The sequence below is a fragment of the Oscillibacter sp. ER4 genome (assembly GCF_000765235.1).
GTDB lineage: Bacteria > Bacillota > Clostridia > Oscillospirales > Oscillospiraceae > Hominicoprocola > Hominicoprocola fusiformis.
In genome coordinates this window covers 22,230-40,888 of sequence record NZ_JPJG01000049.1, presented here as the reverse complement: position 1 = coordinate 40,888, position 18,659 = coordinate 22,230, and the positions used below count along the sequence as shown (strand labels likewise).

General features: G+C 61.2%; 18 protein-coding genes. 3 read left to right on the top strand and 15 right to left on the bottom strand.

Annotation, left to right across the window (positions count from 1 at the left end):
* Window positions 1-244 precede the first annotated feature (244 nt).
* Entirely contained in the window at window positions 245-463 is a 219-nt protein-coding gene (locus NI20_RS0107800; RefSeq protein ID WP_033120849.1) for a helix-turn-helix domain-containing protein, read from the bottom strand.
* 124 nt (window positions 464-587) lie between these two features.
* On the opposite strand from NI20_RS0107800, the gene NI20_RS0107795 reads away from it, so the two are divergent.
* The gene (locus tag NI20_RS0107795; protein WP_156108583.1) at window positions 588-752 is read left to right on the top strand and encodes a hypothetical protein; all 165 of its coding nucleotides are present in this window, start codon (window positions 588-590) and stop codon (window positions 750-752) included.
* A gap of 248 nt (window positions 753-1,000) precedes the next feature.
* Here NI20_RS0107795 and yqeB read toward each other — a convergent pair whose 3' ends face one another.
* The 4 genes from yqeB to NI20_RS0107775 all read right to left on the bottom strand — a co-directional run bounded on the left by yqeB (window position 1,001) and on the right by NI20_RS0107775 (window position 5,420).
* On the bottom strand, window positions 1,001-1,801 hold the full coding sequence (gene yqeB, locus NI20_RS0107790) for a selenium-dependent molybdenum cofactor biosynthesis protein YqeB (protein ID WP_033120847.1): 801 nt from the start codon (window positions 1,799-1,801) through the stop codon (window positions 1,001-1,003).
* A complete protein-coding gene (gene yqeC, locus NI20_RS0107785) occupies window positions 1,789-2,460 on the bottom strand; it encodes a selenium cofactor biosynthesis protein YqeC (RefSeq protein ID WP_033120846.1) in 672 nt (223 codons plus the stop codon). The genes yqeB and yqeC overlap by 13 nt, the downstream gene beginning before the upstream one ends.
* 10 nt (window positions 2,461-2,470) lie before the next feature.
* Window positions 2,471-3,469 (bottom strand): xanthine dehydrogenase accessory protein XdhC, encoded by a 999-nt coding sequence (xdhC, locus tag NI20_RS0107780; RefSeq protein ID WP_033120845.1) that lies wholly within the window; start codon window positions 3,467-3,469, stop codon window positions 2,471-2,473.
* Between the two features lie 145 nt (window positions 3,470-3,614).
* Window positions 3,615-5,420, bottom strand: coding sequence for a Na/Pi cotransporter family protein (locus NI20_RS0107775; RefSeq protein ID WP_033120844.1), 1,806 nt, complete (start codon window positions 5,418-5,420; stop codon window positions 3,615-3,617).
* A gap of 217 nt (window positions 5,421-5,637) precedes the next feature.
* On the opposite strand from NI20_RS0107775, the gene murI reads away from it, so the two are divergent.
* Together murI and NI20_RS0107765 are read left to right on the top strand one after the other, a co-directional pair.
* The gene (gene murI, locus NI20_RS0107770) at window positions 5,638-6,432 is read left to right on the top strand and encodes a glutamate racemase (RefSeq protein WP_033120843.1); all 795 of its coding nucleotides are present in this window, start codon (window positions 5,638-5,640) and stop codon (window positions 6,430-6,432) included.
* Between the two features lie 101 nt (window positions 6,433-6,533).
* Window positions 6,534-6,848 carry a hypothetical protein gene (locus tag NI20_RS0107765; protein ID WP_033120842.1) on the top strand — a complete coding sequence of 105 codons (315 nt, stop codon included), beginning with the start codon at window positions 6,534-6,536 and terminating at the stop codon, window positions 6,846-6,848.
* A gap of 57 nt (window positions 6,849-6,905) precedes the next feature.
* On the opposite strand, the gene NI20_RS0107760 is transcribed toward NI20_RS0107765, so the two are convergent.
* The 10 genes from NI20_RS0107760 to NI20_RS0107715 all read right to left on the bottom strand — a co-directional run bounded on the left by NI20_RS0107760 (window position 6,906) and on the right by NI20_RS0107715 (window position 18,646).
* A complete protein-coding gene (locus NI20_RS0107760; protein ID WP_033120841.1) occupies window positions 6,906-8,126 on the bottom strand; it encodes a shikimate kinase in 1,221 nt (406 codons plus the stop codon).
* Window positions 8,127-9,269 carry a bifunctional chorismate mutase/prephenate dehydratase gene (locus NI20_RS0107755; protein ID WP_033120840.1) on the bottom strand — a complete coding sequence of 381 codons (1,143 nt, stop codon included), beginning with the start codon at window positions 9,267-9,269 and terminating at the stop codon, window positions 8,127-8,129.
* Between the two features lie 6 nt (window positions 9,270-9,275).
* Complete coding sequence (gene aroC, locus NI20_RS0107750; protein ID WP_033120839.1) at window positions 9,276-10,346, bottom strand: chorismate synthase; 1,071 nt, start codon at window positions 10,344-10,346, stop codon at window positions 9,276-9,278.
* Window positions 10,343-11,599 carry a 3-phosphoshikimate 1-carboxyvinyltransferase gene (gene aroA / locus NI20_RS0107745; protein ID WP_033120838.1) on the bottom strand — a complete coding sequence of 419 codons (1,257 nt, stop codon included), beginning with the start codon at window positions 11,597-11,599 and terminating at the stop codon, window positions 10,343-10,345. The genes aroC and aroA overlap by 4 nt, the downstream gene beginning before the upstream one ends.
* The gene (gene aroB / locus NI20_RS0107740) at window positions 11,596-12,654 is read right to left on the bottom strand and encodes a 3-dehydroquinate synthase (RefSeq protein WP_033120837.1); all 1,059 of its coding nucleotides are present in this window, start codon (window positions 12,652-12,654) and stop codon (window positions 11,596-11,598) included. The genes aroA and aroB overlap by 4 nt, the downstream gene beginning before the upstream one ends.
* Complete coding sequence (locus NI20_RS0107735) at window positions 12,654-13,484, bottom strand: prephenate dehydrogenase (protein WP_033120836.1); 831 nt, start codon at window positions 13,482-13,484, stop codon at window positions 12,654-12,656. Before NI20_RS0107735 ends, aroB begins: the two co-directional genes overlap by 1 nt.
* Window positions 13,481-14,485, bottom strand: coding sequence for a 3-deoxy-7-phosphoheptulonate synthase (gene aroF, locus NI20_RS0107730; protein ID WP_033120835.1), 1,005 nt, complete (start codon window positions 14,483-14,485; stop codon window positions 13,481-13,483). Before aroF ends, NI20_RS0107735 begins: the two co-directional genes overlap by 4 nt.
* A gap of 319 nt (window positions 14,486-14,804) precedes the next feature.
* Entirely contained in the window at window positions 14,805-15,488 is a 684-nt protein-coding gene (locus NI20_RS0107725; protein ID WP_081958426.1) for a V-type ATP synthase subunit D, read from the bottom strand.
* 12 nt (window positions 15,489-15,500) lie between these two features.
* Window positions 15,501-16,877, bottom strand: a complete 1,377-nt coding sequence (locus tag NI20_RS0107720; RefSeq protein ID WP_033120833.1) for a V-type ATP synthase subunit B — start codon at window positions 16,875-16,877, stop codon at window positions 15,501-15,503.
* Complete coding sequence (locus NI20_RS0107715) at window positions 16,874-18,646, bottom strand: V-type ATP synthase subunit A (protein ID WP_033120832.1); 1,773 nt, start codon at window positions 18,644-18,646, stop codon at window positions 16,874-16,876. The genes NI20_RS0107720 and NI20_RS0107715 overlap by 4 nt, the downstream gene beginning before the upstream one ends.
* Between the last annotated feature and the right edge of the window lie 13 nt (window positions 18,647-18,659).

Genomic DNA, 18,659 nt, shown 5'->3' with positions numbered 1-18,659 from the left:
AAGAGAACCTCCCCCTTTGAATCCCCCAAGAGAAAGGCAGGGGGCGTTTCGATTTCGCCCCCTGCACCCCCTAACGACCAAAAGGGAGGGGCCTCGCCCCTCCTTTTTGGATTATCCTCCCCATGGCACTTCCGGTAAGAACTACGTCTACTTTGGATAATTCCGTTTCAGCAGTGCGTACCGAGGCGGCATTGCTTCGCTCGCCGCGCTTCTAATAGAAAAAACGACCGCGTCAGCGGTCGTTTTACTTTGTTCTGGGATAGGGGGTGTCCTGGTCGGTCAAGCCGGCGAGATAGTCCATGCTGGTTTCCAAGGCAAGGGCGATGCGGCGGCACTGTTCAAAGCTCATATTTCGTTTGCCGGTCTCGATTTTTGAATAATCGCTCTGGTCAATTCCCGTCAGCATCTGCATTCTAACCTGTGAGAAGCCTTTCTTTTTGCGCAGTTCTTTCATACGAGTCATCTAATCACCCCAACAAAATTATGGCAAATTGGCCTATTGATAATAGGGTGATATTGACCTATAATTGTGTAGAGCTGATAAGATGACGACTTATAAAACGCTATACCACTTGATGGTACGCAGTATGAGCGAAGCCATCGACCTTTACGACGAAGGTAAAGGCATTCTTGCCCGTGAAGTCCTGAAAAAAGCCCTGTTGGACGCAGAAGACCAAGTCCTTTCACACGACATCATTTCCGATGAGCCCATCAGCAATGACTACAGCAGTGCCGACCCAGCAAAAGGCTAAAAAAGCAGTACCCCTAAGCGGCGAGCGCAGCAATGCCGCGCCGTCAGAAGCAACAGCGGGGTGGATAATCCAAAAAGGAGGGGCAAGGCCCCTCTCTTTTGGTCGTTAGGGGTGCAGGGGCGAGATCGAAACGCCCCTGCCGTTCTCTTGGGGGATTCAAAGGGGGCCTTCTCTCACGTGAGAGAAGGCCCCCTTTGCCCCGCGCAGTCCCATGCCAATGGGACATCTCCCGCGCAGTGCAGGGCATATCAACGTCTGCCCTGTTGTTTCGCGCTCAAATACAGCACCGCTTCGACCACTCCCCCGCCGACGGCGAGGGCCTTGTCCGAGATCGTCGTGCAGTATTCCGGCTTGCAGCGCGGGTCGACATCGCCGGACTTCATCCCCTTCTTAACGGACACGCCATCGTCCAGCACGCCGCGCAGCACACCGCTGATGGTGCACTTCATCGGCTGACCCTCGACAAAACCGATGGTCTCGCCCTCCTCGACCGTGTCGCCGATGCGGTGAACGGCAGTGAAAATGCCGTCGCACGGCGCGCGCAGCACGCGCTCGCCCGCAAAGCCGCCGATGAAGCCCGGAATGTTCGTATTCGGCAGCGCGCTGCCGGAGTAGATGACGCGCCCGAGCGTGTGGCCGCGCATCGTCTCGACGACCGCGTGGCAGTTCTCCCCCGCCGTGAAGCCGGGGCCGACGCCCACGACGATCGGCGCGTCGTCGATCTTCGTGCCGAGATTGCGCTTGGCAAGAATCGCGTCCACGAGCGCGTCGGGCGCGAGCTCCTCGCGGCAGGCGCACTCAGGGTCAGCTAAAACAGGCAGCACACCCTCGCGCAGCAGCTTCTTCGCCTCCGCGGCGTTCTCCGCGCGCACGGCGCGCAGACCCTCGACCGTCGTTTCCCCGTGGACGATGGCATCGGAAAACGCCACCGTGCGGCGGATGGCCGTCGGGCGGGCGAGGTCGGTCATCACCACGTCGATCCCGCAGCGCCACAATCTCATGGCCGCGCCGCTCGCGATGTCTCCCGCGCCGCGAATCAATGCAAGCATACATATACCCCCTGATGCAGACTGCCCGCGATGACCGGGCAGGAAAATTCATTTGCCATGGCCTGCGCCGCTTCATAATCGGCGGCAGACTCCACCTTGTTGATATAAACGCGGTCGCCGTAACCCTCGGCGTTGACGACGCGCGCGGCAAGCTGCGGCGTGACGACCGTCTCCTCATCCACGCCCGCGAGCTGCGCGTAGAGCGCGCTGCGGTGGCAGGTCTCGCGGATGGTTTTGCCGACGCCGTCGATGCCGATGACCATGATGACACGCTGCGCCTCCTCCGGGATCACCGGCTCATGGGAAGCGTGCGCCTTGAGCGGCAGGTGCTTGGCACCGTCCGCCTCGACAAGCACAAAATCCGCAAGCTGCACCAGCGTGCCCATTGAGAGCCGCGGCGCGCAGAGCTTGCCGCTCTCCGCCTGCGAGGCAACACAGACGATGCCCGACCGCTCCAATGCCGCCGAAACGGCGGCCTCGTCCGCATCCAGCAGCGTTTCATACTGCTTCGGACGGCAGATGTGCGTTGTGGTCGTGATAATGACCTTACCCTTTTTCGAAAGCTCCCCGGCGAGCGTTTCCATCAGCGTCGTCTTTCCGCCGCCGCCGATGATGGCCGTCACGCCGCGGCCGACGTGCAAAAGCGGTGCGATCTGCATGTGAGCGCCCTCAGTGCCGCTGTCCGGCGAGGCGCGCGCGGTGCTCGATCATCTCCGCCGCGATGCTGATGGCGATCTCCTCCGGCGTCTCGGCCAGGATCGGAAGGCCGATGGGCGCGTGGACGCGCGCGATGTCCTCTTCGGTATAGCCGTCACCCTTGAGGCGCTCGCGCGTCTTGGCGACCTTCGTGCGGCTGCCGATGCAGCCGATATAGGTCGCGCTGCTCTTAAGCACCTGGGAGAGGATCTCATAGTCTGCCTGATGGCCCGGCGTCATCACGACGGCATAGTCGTTCGCCGTGAGCGCCACCTTGCCGGAAATGTCGGAAAAGCTGCCGCAGATGACCTCGCTCGCCATGGGATAGTGCTCTTTCTTCGCAAGCTCCTCGCGGTTGTCGTACATCACCACGCGGAAGCCCACCGTCGCCAGCACCGGCACAAGCGCGCGGCCCACATGGCCGCCGCCGAAGATATACACGCTGCCCGCGTGGCACAGCGGCTCGACATAAATGCCGTTCTTCCACACGGCCTTGGCAGAAAAATAGTCCGCCTTGTCCTGCGGAATCTCCTCGCGCGTGACGACGTGGAATTCGTTCACGCCGTCGCCGTCAAGAGACAGCAGCAGCCATAGGTCGACATCTTTGTCGAGCATTTCGCGCCAGCGCTTGAGCACCGCGATATCCGCCGCCTGCTCGGGCGCGAAAAACTGGAAGTAGACCGTCACCGCGCCGCCGCAGATCATGCCCGTGCTGGCCACTTCACTCGGGTGCAGGTTGTAGGACTTGAGCTCGTTGCTGCCGCCGTTTTTGAGCGCGTCCTGCGCGCGCTGGATGCTCAGCCGCTCCACCGCGCCGCCACCGATCGTGCCGAGCACGCGGCCATCTTCAAAGACGGCCATCTTCGCCCCCGCGCCGCGCGGCACAGAGCCCGAGGATGCCAGAATGCTGCTCAGCACCACACGCTCGCCGCGCGAAAGGGCCGCGAGCATTTCATCAAGAATCGCTTTCATATTTTCATGCTCCTTTGCAGAGAATCACGCTGCTATTATGCACTGCATTATAGCAAAGCGCCGCGGCAAACGCAAGCCGCGGCGCACAAAAGTCGCATTGATCGTTATTTCCCATTAAATCAGGGGCGCGCATATCCGGCGCGGCTCACTTGCTGCGCTCGATGCGCTTGAGCTCGCCGAAATACTTGTCGTGCGCCTCCTGATAGGCGCGGTTGAAGACCGGGTCTTTGCCCTGGTGCAGCGCCTGAATATAGTCGTGGTGGTTGTTCATGATGTGCTCATCGAACATCGAGAGCGTAAAGACGCCGACATTTGAGCACTGGTCGGCGATGCGCTCCACATTGACGAGAATATCAAGGAACGTGAGGCCCGCGTACACCGTGCACTGCCCGTCGCGCACGCGGCGGATGTGATTGGCGCGCAGCGTGGCGACGAGGTCGTCCACGACCTCCTCGACCGGCTCGATGTGGCGCGCGGCCTCGTAGTCCGTGGCGGCAAAGGCCTTGTAGGTGTAATCTAAAATCTCGCCGAGCACCTCGCGTAGCACCATGAGCTCCTGATGTGCCGTGGGCGACAGGCTCGCGCTGCGGTCAAGGAACTCCTGCGCATTTTCCGTCAGGTTCACGGCGTGGTCGCCGATACGCTCAAACTCGCCGAAGCACTGGATATAGTAGTTGAGCATGTCGCTTCCGTGTCCGCTCGGCATGTGCGGCGACAGGCGGATGAGGTAGTTGTCCACATGGTCAGCGAGCTTGTCGATGTGCTCCTCGTTCTCGTTGATGACCTCGATCGTGTGGGCGTCGTACTGCTCGAGCACGCCCATCGCGCTCATCACGCCTGTGCGCGCAAGGCGCGCCATGGTGGTGATGGCCTCACCCGCGCCCAAGAGCGCGATGGCGGGAGAGGTGAAGAACTTTTCATCGAGCAGCGAAAGCTCGTGGTCGACATTTTCGCCAAGGCGCACATCGTCCTTGACGAGCTTGCGCGAGAGCTTTTCAAACTGGCCGCACACCGGCAGCAGCACGATGGCCGAAACAAGACGGAACACCGTGTGCACATTCGCGATGCCGCCGGAGGAAAGCGCCTCGTCCCACAGGGCATCGAGCACACCGAACGAGTGTAGCAGCATCAGCCCCACGATCACGAGGATCGAACCGGCGATGTTGAAGAGGATATGGATCACGCCCGTGCGCTTGGCATCGGCCTTCGAGCCGATGGAGCAGACGATGGCCGTCGTCACACAGTCGCCGATGTTGACGCCGATGATGATGGCGTAAACCGACGAGAACGTCAGCGCGCCGGTCGTAGCAATGGCCTGTAATATACCGATGGTCGCCGACGAACTCTGCAGCAGGAACGCAACGCCCGCGCCGAGCAGGAATCCGAACACCGGCTTTCCCGAGAGCTGGTAGAACATGTTGGCAAACGTCTCAGATTCCGACAGCGGGCTCACCGCCGCGGTCATGCTGAGAAGGCCGGTGAAGAGGATGCCGAAGCCCATCGCGGTCGAGCCGATGGTATCGGACTGGCGGGTCTTGACCGCCATTAGAAACAGAATGCCGATAATCGCCGCAAGGGGCGCGAGCGTCGAGGGCTTGAAGAAATTGAGCAGCGATGTCTCCGATGCGTTCACGTCGAGAAGGCGGATAATCTGGCCCGTGATCGTCGTACCGACATTCGCGCCCAGAATAACGCCGATCGACTGGTGCAGCGACATCACGCCCGCGCCGACAAGGCCCGACGTCAGCACGATCGTCGCCGTAGAGCTCTGGATGACCGCCGTGACCACAAGGCCCAGCAGAAAGCCGACGAGCGGATTGTTCGTCACCTTTTCCATCGCGCGCTTGAAGGCATCGGACGAACCTTTTTTCAGTCCGTCGCCCATCAGGCGCATGCCGTACAGGAACAGCGCCAGACCGCCAAAGAGGGTGATCAAGTTGAAAATCGTCATAAGCGTTTCAAGCCTCTTCTTCTGTATTATGCCGCCGCGCGGCGCAGGTTTCGGGCTGTAAAATACCTAACTCTCACCAGATACTATTTTATCAGGTGAGGGCAAAATTGCAATCCTTTTCCCAAGATTTGTTACAAACAGCAAAAATGATTTATCCCTTGCATTTTTGTGTGCGCGTGGTACAATATTTATAGACAAAAAAAGGAGGCTTTCAACCATGTTAAACGCAGGCAACCCCATCGGCGTGATGGACAGCGGCATCGGCGGTCTCACCGTCGTGCGCGAATTACAGCGCATTCTCCCCGGCGAAGATATCATCTATTTTGGCGACAGTGCCAACTGCCCCTACGGCAACAAGACCTCTGACCAGATTTTCGAGTTGAGCAGCCACATGCTCCAGTTCCTCGGCGACAACGGTGTCAAGTGCACTGCCATCGCCTGCAACACCATCTCCACCATGGCCGACCGCCTGCGCCCCTGCTTCGACTACAAGATCGTCAGCATCGTGGAAGAAGCTGCCAAATACGTCCTGCGCGAGCATCTCAAGAGCGTCGGCCTCATCGCGACGGAGTTCACTGTTGCCTCCGGCAAGTACGCCGAGCTCATCCATGAGGGTGATCCCGAGTGCAAGGTCGTCGGCAAGGGCTCTCCCCTGCTCGCGGCACTCGTTGACCGCGGCGACTTCAACCAGCACGACATTAACACCGAGATCCGTACGCAGGTCGACAACATTCTCGCGCGCGAAAAGGTCGAAAACCTGATCCTCGGCTGCACGCACTATCCCATCGTGGAAGAGAACTTCCACGAGTGCTATCCCGAAATGCACCTCATCAACCCCGCGCTCGAGCAGGCAAACGCCGTCAAGGCATACCTCACCGAGCAGAACGCGCTCAACCCGCAGAAAAAGGGCAAATTCGTCATCTGCACGAGCGGCGACCCGCAGGTATATGTCAACGTCGGCAAGCGCCTCGGTCTCTTCGAGGCGAGCGAGCTGAAGGTCGTCCACATCTAAGTTAGTCCAAATTGAAATGAAAAGCGGAAAGTCACAGGACTTTCCGCTTTTTTGTGCTGTCTGATGGACTTTTTGCATACCTTGTGGCGAGGTGGTCTGTTTTGAATACATTTGAGGCCGCGATTTTGCGCGATTTCGGCGAGCGGGAGGACTTTGAGCGCGTGCTCACACATGCGCTGCGCCGCGGCTGCGGCGGTCGCGTCCTGCTCTCGCTGATGGCGGACGGCTCACTCCGGCTCACCGGCACGAAGGACCCCGACATCTCGTTCGGCGCAGTGCTGCTCGACCTGACCGCGCCGGTGGTGCCGTGCAGCGAGGAGTCCCTCGCCCTGCGTGTGCAGGTGATCGACTGGCGGAGCTGCGCGAGATGCTATGATGAAGCGCTCGCACAGCGATCTCGCCATCCCCTGCCGTAGCTGCCGCCATCGCGCAAAAACTGCCCGCCGCAAAATTGCGGCGGGCAGTTTTGTCCTTTATTTCAGGCAATCCAAAATTGCCTGCACGGTATCTTCCACTGTGCCGTTGTTGTCGACGATGTGGTCGGCAAATCTTTCGTAGCAGGCCTTGCGCCTGTCGTACATCGCCGCAAGGTCGCCCGCGGAAAGAGGTCTCCCCTCGCGCGGCAGCTTACTGACATCGCGCTCCAGCCAGAAGATAATGCCGTTCTGGTGCAGAAGGTCATAGTTCTCCTCCCGCGTCACACAGCCGCCGCCTGTGGCGATGACTGCGCCCGAGCGCTTGCCGAGTTCGGCAATGGCCTCGCTCTCGAGCTTTCGGAATTCCGCCTCGCCGTGCTTTTCGATGAGCTGGGCACAGCTCATACCGTTTTTCTCTTCGATCTCGGCGTCGCTGTCAAGCGCGATGCGGTCAAGCTTCTCAGCAAGGCGCGCGGCAACGGTGCTCTTGCCGCTGCCGGGCATGCCGACGAGCACGATGTTCTGCATCTCAAGGCTCAGCTTTTTCCAGATGCGCTCGGTCTCGCTGTCGGGGATGTCGCGGTTTTCAAAGACCTCCGCCGTGCGCTTAGCCTGCGCGACGAGCATGTAGAGCCCGCTCATATAAGGAATGCCGAGCCTTTCCGCCTGCAAGACAAACGCTGTACGCGCGGGGTTGTAGACGATATCGAGCACACCCTCGAGCTTCGGGAAGAGCGACAGGTCGACGGGCGACACGCCGCAGTTCGGGTACATGCCGACGGGCGTGGTGTTCACGATGACCTCCGCGTCCGCGTGACGATCCAGATTGTTGTAGTTGTCCTCCCCCTTGCGGGAGATGATGGTCACGCTGCGCGCGCCCATCTCCTCGAGCACGGCACAGACCGTCGAGGAGGCGCCGCCGGAGCCGAGCACGAGCGTCTTTTTGCCATCGATCTGAATGCCGCTCGCCCTGACCATACCGGCAAAGCCGTAGGCATCGGCGTTGTCGCCGTACAGCGTGCCGTCCTCGCGCCTGACCAGCACGTTCACACTCTGGAGTTTTTGCGCAATGGGTGAAAGCTCTGCGCAGTACGGGATGACGGCCTTTTTATAGGGAATGGTGACGTTCATGCCGTCAAAGCCGCCGCCCGTCAGAAATTCGCCGAGCTTTTCGGGCGCGACCTCATAGAGCCGGTATTCATAGTCCGCCAGCTCCGCGTGGATAGCGGGCGAATAGCTGTGGCCGAGCTTTTCACCGAGTAATCCGCAGCGCTTCATTCAAACCACCTCACTGTAAGAGCCAAGATACGTGAACTCCTCGCACAGCTCGGGCAGCTCGCCCATGAGCTGGGTGAACTGCGGGGCATAGACCGAGGTTTCAAGGTCGAAGTAAAACATGAACTCGAAGTTGCGGTCCGGCATCGGGCGGCTCTCGAGCTTGTTCATGTTGACGCCGAGCGCGTTGAAACGCGAGAGCACCTTGTAGAGCGAACCGGGGTGGTGCGGCAGCACCATCATCAGGCTCGTGCGGTCTGCACCGGGGTAAATTTCGAGGTTTTTCGCAATGCAGATGAAGCGCGTGAAGTTATTGCCCTGATCCTGCACAGAGGCGGCGAGGCAGTCAAGGCCGTAGAGCTCTCTGCATGCGCGGGACGACAGCGCCGCCACATCGTCGCGGCCGGACTCAGCCACCATGCGCGCCGCCACCGCGGTATTTTCGCAGCGGATGACCTTCACATTGGGAAGCCCCTGTAAAAAGTGTGCGCACTGGCTGATGGCCTGTTCATGTGAGTAGATCTCACGGATGTTTTCGAGCTTCGCACCGGGATTGGCGAGAAGATTATGGTCAACCTTGATGCGCACCGAGCGCACGATGCGGAAGTTGTGCTGCGTCATCAAGTCGTAGACCGCGTTCACGCTGCCCGCCGTGCTGTTTTCCAGCGGCAGCACGCCGTAGCGGCAGAGGCCCTTTTCAATGGCGGAGAACACCGCCTCGAAGGAACTGAAAAAGAACGTGCTCGGGCGCTTGAACAGCCGCTCGCACGCCTGCTCGGAATACGCGCCCTCCACGCCCTGACAGGCGACGGCGGCGTCCTCGGGAAAGAGCTGCGGCGTCTTTTCGATGGCCTCGGCAATTTTCGCGGGCAGATCACCCTTCGTGCCGAGAAGACAGCTCTGGCGGCTGCGGCTCAGCTCGAAAATGAGGGAGTAGAGCGAGGAGACGTATTCGCGCAGGTCGTCCGGCGTTTTGTCCAGAATCTCGCGCATTTTCTCCTTCTCGCGGCGCGCATCGAGCACGCGCAGGCCGTTGGCCTTTTTATATTCCGCGATCTTTTCAGCGGTCTCCATGCGCTGGGCAAAGAGCGCGATGAGCTGATCGTCGATGCTGTCGATCTCTTTTCGATAGTCGTTTAAGTCCATGTTCCCTTACCTCATTTCCTTTTTGCGCGATAGATACGCATCATAGACCGCGATGGCGGCCGCCGCCTCCACACAGGGCACGGCGCGCGGCACGATGCACGGGTCGTGGCGGCCCGTGACGGCCATCTTCTCCGGCACCATCGTCTGCAAATTGACGCTCTGCTGCTCGCGCGCAATGGATGGCGTCGGCTTGAACGCCGCGCGGAACACGATGGGCATGCCGTTCGAGATACCGCCAAGAATGCCGCCGCAATGGTTCGTCTCAGTGATGATCTTGCCGTTTTCGACCGTAAAGGCGTCGTTATCCTCGCTGCCGCGAAGGCTCGCCACGCCAAAGCCCGCGCCGAACTCAACGCCCTTGACCGCCGGAATGCCGAAAACCGCCGAGGCGATGCGATTTTCCATACCGCCGAACATCGGATCGCCAAGGCCCGCGGGCGCGCCGAAAATTGCGCATTCGATGACGCCGCCGACGCTGTCACCAGCCTCGCGCGCCGCCGCGATGGCTTCGCGCATCTCCTCGCCGCGCGCATCGCTGACGACGGGGAACTCCTTGCCTGCAAGCGAGCCTGTCAGCTCTCCTTCGTCAGTAATGCCCGCAATGGAGGCGATGCGGCTCACAAGCGTGATTCCTTCGCGCGCGAGAATTTGCAGGCAGATACCGCCCGCGATGCACAACGGCGCGGTCAAGCGGCCTGAAAAGTGTCCGCCGCCCGCGCGGTCCTGATAGCCGCCGTATTTGACCTCGGCGGTGTAGTCCGCGTGACCGGGGCGCGGCGTGACAGCAAGATTCGCGTAATCCTGCGAGCGGGTGTTCGTATTGCGGATGATGGCCGTGAGCGGCGCGCCGCAGGTATAGCCGTTCACAAGGCCGGAGAGGATCTCCGGCGCGTCGGCCTCCTTGCGCGGCGTCGACCAGACGTTTTTGCCCGGCGCACGGCGATTCAGAAAGCGCTGGAGCTCGTCCAGATCAACTTTCTCGCCCGCGGGGATGCCCTCGACCGTCACGCCGATGGCAGGGGAATGCGACTGGCCGAAGATGGTCAAATGCAGATTTTCGCCGTAGGTGCTGCTCATAAACCTTCTCCTTTCAAGCTGCTAAAATCCTCCCAAAAGCGGGGATAGGACTTTGCCACGCAGCCGTCGTTGTCGACTGTGATCTCGCCCGTCGCGGCGCAGGCCGCCGTGGCGGCAGACATCGCGAGGCGATGGTCGTTCTGCGTTTCGACCGCGCCGCCGTGCAGCGCGGGAACACCCGTGATGACAAGGCCGTCTTCTTTCTCTTCGACTTGTCCGCCGAGCGCGCGCAGGAGATTCGCCGTGCTCTTGAGGCGGTCGGACTCCTTGAGCCGCAGCCGGTAGGCGTTTTCGACTCGCGTCTCCCCCTCTGCGACCGACGCAACGACACTCAGCACGGGGATGAGGTCGGGGATGGGCGCGGCGTCGATCATCACGCCATGCAGCGCGCCGCGCCTGACCGTCACGGCGTCGCCGTGCTCCGTGACTTCCGCGCCGAACCGGCGCAAAACGTCCAGCACGCCGCGGTCGCCCTGCGAGGACTGCAAATTCAGCCCCTCGACGGTCACGCCCTCTTTCGACAGCGCACCCATGCAGAGGAAGAACGCCGTGTTCGACCAGTCGCCCTCGACGACCGTGCGCTTCGGCAGATGACATCTCTGCTGACCGGGAATCGCCCACATCGCCCCCATTTTGGGGATGGTCAGCTTGGAAAGCTGAAGTGCATCCTCCGTCATGGCGACGTAAGCCGCGGATTCCAGCGGGCCGGACACCATAAGAAGACTGTCTCTGATCAGCAGCGGCAGCGCCATGAGAAGGCCCGAAATATATTGAGAGGACACATTGCCTGCGATCGTATAGTTTCCCCCGATCAGCTGTCCACTGCAATACAGCAGGTCGCCGTCCTCGCGGAGCGTCATGCCATGCTCTTTTAAAACGCTATCCAGCGGGGCGAGCGGGCGCTGGGGCAGCCGCCCCTCGCGGTGGAATACCGCCTGCGCGCCGAGCGCGCCGACGATGGGCAGCAGGAAGCGCAGCGTCGACCCGCTCTCGCCGCAGTAGAGGTCGCAGCGCCCCTCGGGCACTTTTTTGATTGGAGAGACGAGAAAGCCCGTCTCCATTTCTTCAATTTTCGCGCCGAGCGCGCTCAGGCACTTCGCCGTGGCCGCGATATCGGCGGAAATGCCGTCGCAGACGACCTCGGTCTTCTCCTCGCCGAGCGCCGCGCAGATCAGCAGCCGGTGCGCCTGCGATTTGGATGCCGGGATGCGCACACGTCCCGTGCGCGCGCCGGGTATGATGGTTCTTTTCATCGGATGCCACCGTCCTGCATCCAGTCGCGCAGGGCTTCGACGGGGATCGTCTCCATGCGCACCTGACCGATCTTTTCCGGCACGATGAGGTGCATCTTGCCGCCGGAAATCTTCTTGTCGACGAGCTCGGCCTCATAGAGCTTGTCGAGTTCGTAGCCCGTCTCAGTCGGCAGACCATAGCGGTGCAGAATGTCGAACAGGCGCGCCAGCGTCTCTTCGCCGCAAATGCCGCGCTTGACTGCCGCGCGCGTGACCGTCGCCATGCCGATGGCGACCGCCTCGCCGTGCAGAAGAGAAAAATCGCTGCACTGCTCCACCGCGTGACCAAACGTGTGGCCCAAGTTCAGCGTGCGGCGGCGGCCGAGGTCGTACTCGTCCGCGCCGACGATGTCGCGCTTCATCTGCACGCAGACCTCGATGACGTGCTCGTACTGCTCACGCACGGGCGTTTTGCAGAGTTCTTCAAAGAACGCTGCATTGCCGAGCATCGAATACTTGATGATCTCGGCGCAGCCGCAGCGGTACTGCTCCTCGGGCAGCGTTTCGAGCGTGTTGGGATCGCAGATCACGATGCAGGGCTGATAGAAGCTGCCCGCCTGATTCTTGCCCGTGGGCAGGTCGACGGCGGTCTTGCCGCCGACGGACGAATCGACCGCGGCCAGCAGCGTCGTCGGGATCTGGGCAAAGCCCATGCCGCGCTGATACGTCGCCGCGGCAAAGCCCGCGAGGTCGCCCACCACGCCGCCGCCGAGCGCAACGACCACGTCGCTGCGGCTGAAGCGGTGCTCACCGAGGAAGTGCAGCACATCGGCGTAGGTCGAGAGGTTCTTGCTCCCCTCGCCCGCGGGGAAGACAAAGGAGTGCACGCGGTAGCCCGCCTTTTCAAGCGCCTTGACCGTGCGCTCGCCGTAGAGCGCGTAGACCGTGTCGTCCGACACGATGGCGGCCATGCCGGGGGCGCTGACCTCCCGGAGAAGCTCGCCCGCGCGGTCGAGTAAGCCGCGCTCGACCAGCACGTCGTATTCGCGCGAGGCCTTGATATGGATGCTTCGCATCAGCCGTCCACCTCTTCCTTTCTCTTCTTGCCCTCGTCCAGAAGTCGGATAAGGGTCTCTTCGTCGTCATTTTCCATGGCGGTCTTGTATTCGCTCAGGTGCTCGATGTAGCAGTCGATCTCCTTGAGCAGGAATTCCTTGTTTTCCATGAAGAGCTCCGCCCACATGTGCGGCGCGAGCCATGCAACGCGCGTCATATCCTTGTAGCTGCCGGCGGAAAAGCCCTTGTGCTTTTTCGCCGTGGGGCTCTTGATGTAGGCGTTGGACGCCACATGCGCCAGCTGCGAGGTGAAGGCGATCATCTCGTCGTGCTGCTCGGCGGTTGTGACGGAGTAGCTCCCAAAGCCCGCGGGCGAGAGCAGGTCTTTCACATGGCTGAGTAATTCAATGTCGTCAAAGCGCGGCGGCACGAGCACCATCGGCGCGCCCACGAAGAGGTTCGCCTTGGCGTACTTGAAGCCCGAGAACTGCGTGCCCGCCATCGGGTGACCGCCAAGGTACGTAATGCCGTACTGCTCGGCGATTGGGAAGCACGCCGCGCATACCTTGCGCTTGGTGCCGCAGCAGTCGATGACGACCGTGTGCTTGTCGATCTTTGCCGCGTGATTTTTGAGCCATTCGACCGCCGCCGCGGGTCGGACGGCCAGCAGGATGACATCGCACTCTGCCATCGTCTCGTCCGTCAGCGCCTCGTCCACCGCGCCGCTGATGACGGCGAACGACAAGACATCGCGGTCGATGTCGTGGGCGAGCACACGCTCGCCCGCCTCGTGGTATGCCTTGGCGAGCGAGCCGCCAATCAGGCCGAGACCGACGATGCCGGCGGTCATTCTGCCACCGCCTTTCTCACGCGGCGCACAGCCTTGGCGAGGTCATCGTACTGCTCGGGGCGCAGGGATTGCGCGCCGTCGCACAGCGCATGAATGGGGTCGTTGTGCACCTCGATGATGAGGCCGTCAGAGCCGCAGGCGGCAGCAGCCAGTGCCATCGGGCGCACGAGGCGCGCAATGCCGGTCGCGTGGCTGGGGTCGACGATGACCGGCAGGTGCGTGAGCTCCTTGAGCATCGGCACAGCCGCAAGGTCGAGTGTGTTTCTCGTGTAGTCGTCGTAGGTGCGAATGCCGCGCTCGCAGAGGATGACCTGCTCGTTGCCGCCGGCCATGATGTACTCCGCGCTCATTAAAAGCTCCTTGAGCGTGCTGGCGAGGCCGCGCTTTAAGAGGATGGGCTTTCTCAGCTTGCCGAGCTCGCGCAGCAGGTCGAAGTTCTGCATATTGCGCGCGCCGACCTGAATGACGTCCACATCCTCAAAGAGCGGCAGGTAATTCGTGCCCATGATCTCGGTGACGATGGGAAGGCCGGTCTCCTGACGGGCGATCTTCAGCAGCTCGATGCCCTCGGCCTTGAGGCCCTGGAAATCATAAGGAGAAGTGCGGGGCTTGAATGCGCCGCCGCGCAGCATGTTCGCGCCCGAGGCCTTCACGGCCTTGGCGACCGCGACGATCTGCTCTTCGGATTCGACCGAGCACGGGCCCGCGATCATGCAGAAGTTTCCGCCGCCGACCTTGACGTCGCCCACCTGCACGATCATGTCGTCGGGATGGAACTTGCGGTTGCAGCACTTGAAGGGCTCTGTCACGCGCTTGACGGAGTCGACGATGCTCAAACTCTCGATCAGGTCCATGTCGACGCGCGCCGTGTCGCCGATCAGGCCCAGCACGGTCTGGTACTCGCCCTCGGAGATGTGCACGCCAAGGCCCTGATTTTTGAGCCAGTTGATAAGCTGCTCGCGCTTGTCCTGTTCTGCGCCACGCTTGAGTACGACGATCATAATAATTTCCTCCTTATTGACCGTGAAATATCGCCACAACGAAAAAATGCGGCACAGGTCTAACCTGTGCCGCATCAAGCAATCTCTTTTCAGAGCCTTTTTGCATCTTTGCATCACAAATTAGCCTTACTACGAATCCATAGTAAAGTAATAATAGTATGCAAAAACGAAAATGCTCTTCATCTTGTGTTGTTTCTCCGTTCGTGGAACTTTGTTGGTCTCAGTATAGGATCCTTAACCGAAAATGTCAACCGACAAATTATACAAAACGGATGGGTTTCGCTTTACTCCGCTCAAGTGTTTTGACAGCTTTCGCCATTCACACGTCTGCGCCCTCGGCCTTGTCGGTCTCGCGGCGCTCTTCGATGGCCTCTTTCAGGATGATGTCCTTGACCTTCATCAGTCGGATCGTGTTGGCACGCTCGTTTTCATCGAGCTTCATCGTGATATACTTGATGTTTTGCTGCATCTGCGGAATTTTGACGTATTCGAGCGCGTTGACGCGCCGTCTCGTGCGCTCGATCTCGGCGGCGAGCAGCTGCGTGGCCTTCTCGACCTCGGCAAGGCGGAGCAGGTCGGGCAGAATGTCGCCGAGCTCGCGCACCGCGTCGTCGAGCTCGCCGCTCGTCTGGGCGAAGCCGTACGGATAAATATTCCCGCCGTCCTCGCTCGCGAGCTTGAACTCATAGCGCGGCACCTCGACGCTCATCACGTTCTCCGTGCCCGTTTCGAGCGAAACGCTCTGCTTGGGGCACAATAGCGCCTGCTCAAGCATTTCCGGCGACATCAGCGCGCTCGCCACGGTGAACGAGCCGTAGGCGCGCGCAAGCGACTGCTCCACCTTCTGCCGCAGCGCTAAGTCCTCGCGCACGACCTCCATGAACTGCTTCATCAACTCGTCGCGCTTGTCCTTGAGAAGTTTGTGCCCACGCTGGGCAGTGCGCAGCCGCCCCTTGAGGCGCGTGAGCTCCATGCGGGTGGGATTAACAGTGGTCGTAGGCACTTTTCTCCCCCCTTACTCTTCCTTTTTGAGGTACTTGTCGATATACTCCGGTTTGATGCGCTTGAGCTCGCTGCGCGGCAGAAGGGATAAAAGCTCCCATCCGAGGTCGAGCGTCTGCTCAATGGAGCGGTTCTCGTCCGTGCCCTGCGCGACATAGCGTTTTTCAAACTCGTCGGCAAACTTGGCGTAGAGTAAATCAGTCGGGCTCAGCGCCGCCTCGCCGAGGATCGACATGAGCTCCTTGTTCTCTTTACCGGTGGCATAGGCCGCGAAGAGTTGGTTCATCGTGCCGGAATGGTCCTCGCGCGTCTTGCCCGCGCCGATGCCCTTGTCCTTGAGTCGGGAAAGGCTCGGCAGCACGTCGACCGGCGGATTGATACCGCGGCGGTACAGCTCGCGCGAAAGGATGATCTGCCCCTCGGTGATATAGCCCGTCAGGTCGGGGATGGGGTGGGTCTTGTCGTCTTCGGGCATCGTCAGGATGGGGATCATCGTGATCGAGCCGTCCTTGCCCACCTGACGGCCCGCGCGCTCGTACATCGTCGCAAGGTCGGTGTAGAGGTAGCCGGGATAGCCGCGGCGGCCGGGGACCTCCTTTTTCGCCGCGCTGATCTCGCGCAGGGCTTCTGCGTAGTTCGTGATATCCGTCAGAATGACGAGCACGTGCATACCGCAGTCGAAGGCGAGATATTCCGCGGCGGTCAGCGCCATGCGCGGCGTCGCGATACGCTCGACCGCGGGGTCGTTGGCAAGGTTCGTGAACAGCACCGTGCGGTCGATGGCGCCGGTGCGCTTGAATTCGTTGACGAAGAACTCAGATTCTTCAAATGTGATGCCGATGGCGGCAAAGACAACGGCAAAGTTGCTCTCGCCGTCCAGCACCTTCGCCTGTCGCGCGATCTGCGCGGCCAGCTGCGCGTGCGGCAGGCCCGAGCCGGAGAAGATCGGCAGCTTTTGTCCGCGGACAAGGGTATTGAGGCCGTCGATGCTTGAAATGCCGGTCTGGATGAACTCGTTGGGGTAGTTGCGCGCCGCGGGGTTCATCGCAAGGCCGTTGATGTCGCGGTGCTCGTCGGCGATGATCTCGGGGCCGCCGTCGATGGGCTGACCCATGCCGTTGAAGACGCGGCCCAGCATGTCGCGCGACACGGCGAGCTGGAGCGGATGGCCCAAAAAGCGGATGCGCGAATCGGCGAGGTTGATGCCCGCCGACGCTTCAAACAGCTGCACGACCGCGCGGTCGCCGTTGACCTCGAGCACCTTGCAGCGGCGCGTGCTGCCGTCGGAGAGGACGATCTCTGCCAGCTCGTCATACGTGACGCCCTGCACATGGTCCACGACCATCAGAGGACCGGAAATTTCGCGGATCGTCTTATATTCACGGATCATTCTTCTTTCTCTCCTTTCTCAGCGATCGCGGCGATCTGCTCTTCCATCTCGACGAGCAGGTTCGCATAGGCGTCCTTATACTGGTCGGCGGGCACGCCCTTGGCGCGTCCGATCTTCTCGCGCGCGGGGATGGCGAAGAGCTCGCTTAAATTCCCGCCGCGCTCGGCGGCGCTCAGGCATTGCGTGTCGTACTGGCGGATCATCGCCAGCATGCGCGCCTGACGGTCGTACTCGGAATAGGCGTCGTTGTCGGCAAACGAGTTCTGCTGCAAAAAGTCCTCGCGGATCATACGCGCGACCTCAAGCGTGATCTGGTCCTTCGCGCTGAGCGAATCCTTGCCGACGAGCTGCACGATCTCGTTGAGGTTCGATTCCTCCTGCAGCATCGCCATGGCCCACTCGCGGTTTTCGAGGAATTCGTGTCCCAGGTGCTCGCTGTACCACGGGCGCAGGGAATCGAGATAGAGCGAATAGGAATTCAGCCAGTTGATGGCCGGGAAGTGGCGTCGGTAGGCAAGTGACGAATCCAGTGCCCAGAAGACCTTGACGATGCGCATCGTCGCCTGCGAGACAGGCTCGGAGAGGTCGCCGCCCGGAGGCGAGACCGCGCCGACGGCGGTCAGGCTGCCCTGCCGCTCGTCGCTGCCGAGGCATTCGACCACGCCCGCGCGCTCATAGAACTGCGCGAGGCGCGAGGACAGGTACGCAGGATAGCCCTCTTCACCGGGCATCTCCTCGAGACGGCCCGACATTTCGCGCAGGGCCTCCGCCCAGCGGGAGGTCGAATCCGCGATGACTGCGACGGCGTAGCCCATGTCGCGGAAGTATTCGGCGATGGTGATACCGGTGTAGATGCTCGCTTCGCGCGCCGCGACCGGCATATCCGAGGTGTTGGCGATCAGCACCGTGCGCTTCATCAGACTCTCGCCCGTGCGCGGGTCGATGAGCTCGGGGAATTCGCGCAGAACGTCGGTCATCTCGTTGCCGCGCTCGCCGCAGCCGATGTAAACGACGAGATCCACGTCCGCCCACTTGGCAAGCGCATGCTGCATGACGGTCTTGCCGCTGCCGAACGGCCCCGGGATCGCCGCCGTGCCGCCCTTGGCTACGGGAAAGAACGTATCCACAATGCGCTGGCCGGACTGGAGCGGCGTGACGGGCGGGTACTTCTTCGTGTAGGGACGGCCCACACGAACAGGCCACTTCTGGATCATCGTGAGCTCCTTCGTCTCGCCCTTGTCGGTCTCAATAACAGCGACGACGTCCTCCACAGTGAAGCTGCCGGACTTGATCTCCTTCACAGTGCCGCTCATCTTGGGCGGCATCATGATCTTGTGCAGGATCGACGGCGTCTCCTGCACCGTGCCGAGCACGTCGCCGCCGATCAGGTGGTCTCCCGCCTTGGCGACAGCGGTGAAGTCCCACTTCTTCTCGCGGTCGAGCGCGGGGACCTCCTCGCCGCGCGGCAGGAAGTTGCCGCCCGTCTTCTGGCGGATGACCTCCAGCGGGCGCTGGATGCCGTCGTAAATATTCTCGATCAAACCGGGGCCGAGCTCAACAGACAGCGGCGCGCCGGTCGTCACGACCTCTGCCCCCGGGCCGAGGCCCGAGGTCTCTTCATACACCTGAATGGCGGCGGAATCGCCGCTCATCGTCAGAATTTCGCCGATGAGGTGCTGCTCGCCCACGCGGACGACATCCGCCATATTCGCTTCCGAAAGTCCCGACGCCACGACCAGCGGGCCGGAGACCTTAACGATCTTTCCCATAAGGCTTTTGCTC

What these genes read in the sequence shown, in the direction of transcription:
- NI20_RS0107800 (WP_033120849.1), bottom strand. Translation starts at nt 463, where the DNA reads ATGACTCGTATGAAAGAACTGCGCAAAAAGAAAGGCTTCTCACAGGTT.
- NI20_RS0107795 (WP_156108583.1), top strand. Translation starts at nt 588, where the DNA reads ATGAGCGAAGCCATCGACCTTTACGACGAAGGTAAAGGCATTCTTGCC.
- yqeB (WP_033120847.1), bottom strand. Translation starts at nt 1,801, where the DNA reads ATGCTTGCATTGATTCGCGGCGCGGGAGACATCGCGAGCGGCGCGGCC.
- yqeC (WP_033120846.1), bottom strand. Translation starts at nt 2,460, where the DNA reads ATGCAGATCGCACCGCTTTTGCACGTCGGCCGCGGCGTGACGGCCATC.
- xdhC (WP_033120845.1), bottom strand. Translation starts at nt 3,469, where the DNA reads ATGAAAGCGATTCTTGATGAAATGCTCGCGGCCCTTTCGCGCGGCGAG.
- NI20_RS0107775 (WP_033120844.1), bottom strand. Translation starts at nt 5,420, where the DNA reads ATGACGATTTTCAACTTGATCACCCTCTTTGGCGGTCTGGCGCTGTTC.
- murI (WP_033120843.1), top strand. Translation starts at nt 5,638, where the DNA reads ATGTTAAACGCAGGCAACCCCATCGGCGTGATGGACAGCGGCATCGGC.
- NI20_RS0107760 (WP_033120841.1), bottom strand. Translation starts at nt 8,126, where the DNA reads ATGAAGCGCTGCGGATTACTCGGTGAAAAGCTCGGCCACAGCTATTCG.
- NI20_RS0107755 (WP_033120840.1), bottom strand. Translation starts at nt 9,269, where the DNA reads ATGGACTTAAACGACTATCGAAAAGAGATCGACAGCATCGACGATCAG.
- aroC (WP_033120839.1), bottom strand. Translation starts at nt 10,346, where the DNA reads ATGAGCAGCACCTACGGCGAAAATCTGCATTTGACCATCTTCGGCCAG.
- aroA (WP_033120838.1), bottom strand. Translation starts at nt 11,599, where the DNA reads ATGAAAAGAACCATCATACCCGGCGCGCGCACGGGACGTGTGCGCATC.
- aroB (WP_033120837.1), bottom strand. Translation starts at nt 12,654, where the DNA reads ATGCGAAGCATCCATATCAAGGCCTCGCGCGAATACGACGTGCTGGTC.
- NI20_RS0107735 (WP_033120836.1), bottom strand. Translation starts at nt 13,484, where the DNA reads ATGACCGCCGGCATCGTCGGTCTCGGCCTGATTGGCGGCTCGCTCGCC.
- aroF (WP_033120835.1), bottom strand. Translation starts at nt 14,485, where the DNA reads ATGATCGTCGTACTCAAGCGTGGCGCAGAACAGGACAAGCGCGAGCAG.
- NI20_RS0107720 (WP_033120833.1), bottom strand. Translation starts at nt 16,877, where the DNA reads ATGATCCGTGAATATAAGACGATCCGCGAAATTTCCGGTCCTCTGATG.
- NI20_RS0107715 (WP_033120832.1), bottom strand. Translation starts at nt 18,646, where the DNA reads ATGGGAAAGATCGTTAAGGTCTCCGGCCCGCTGGTCGTGGCGTCGGGA.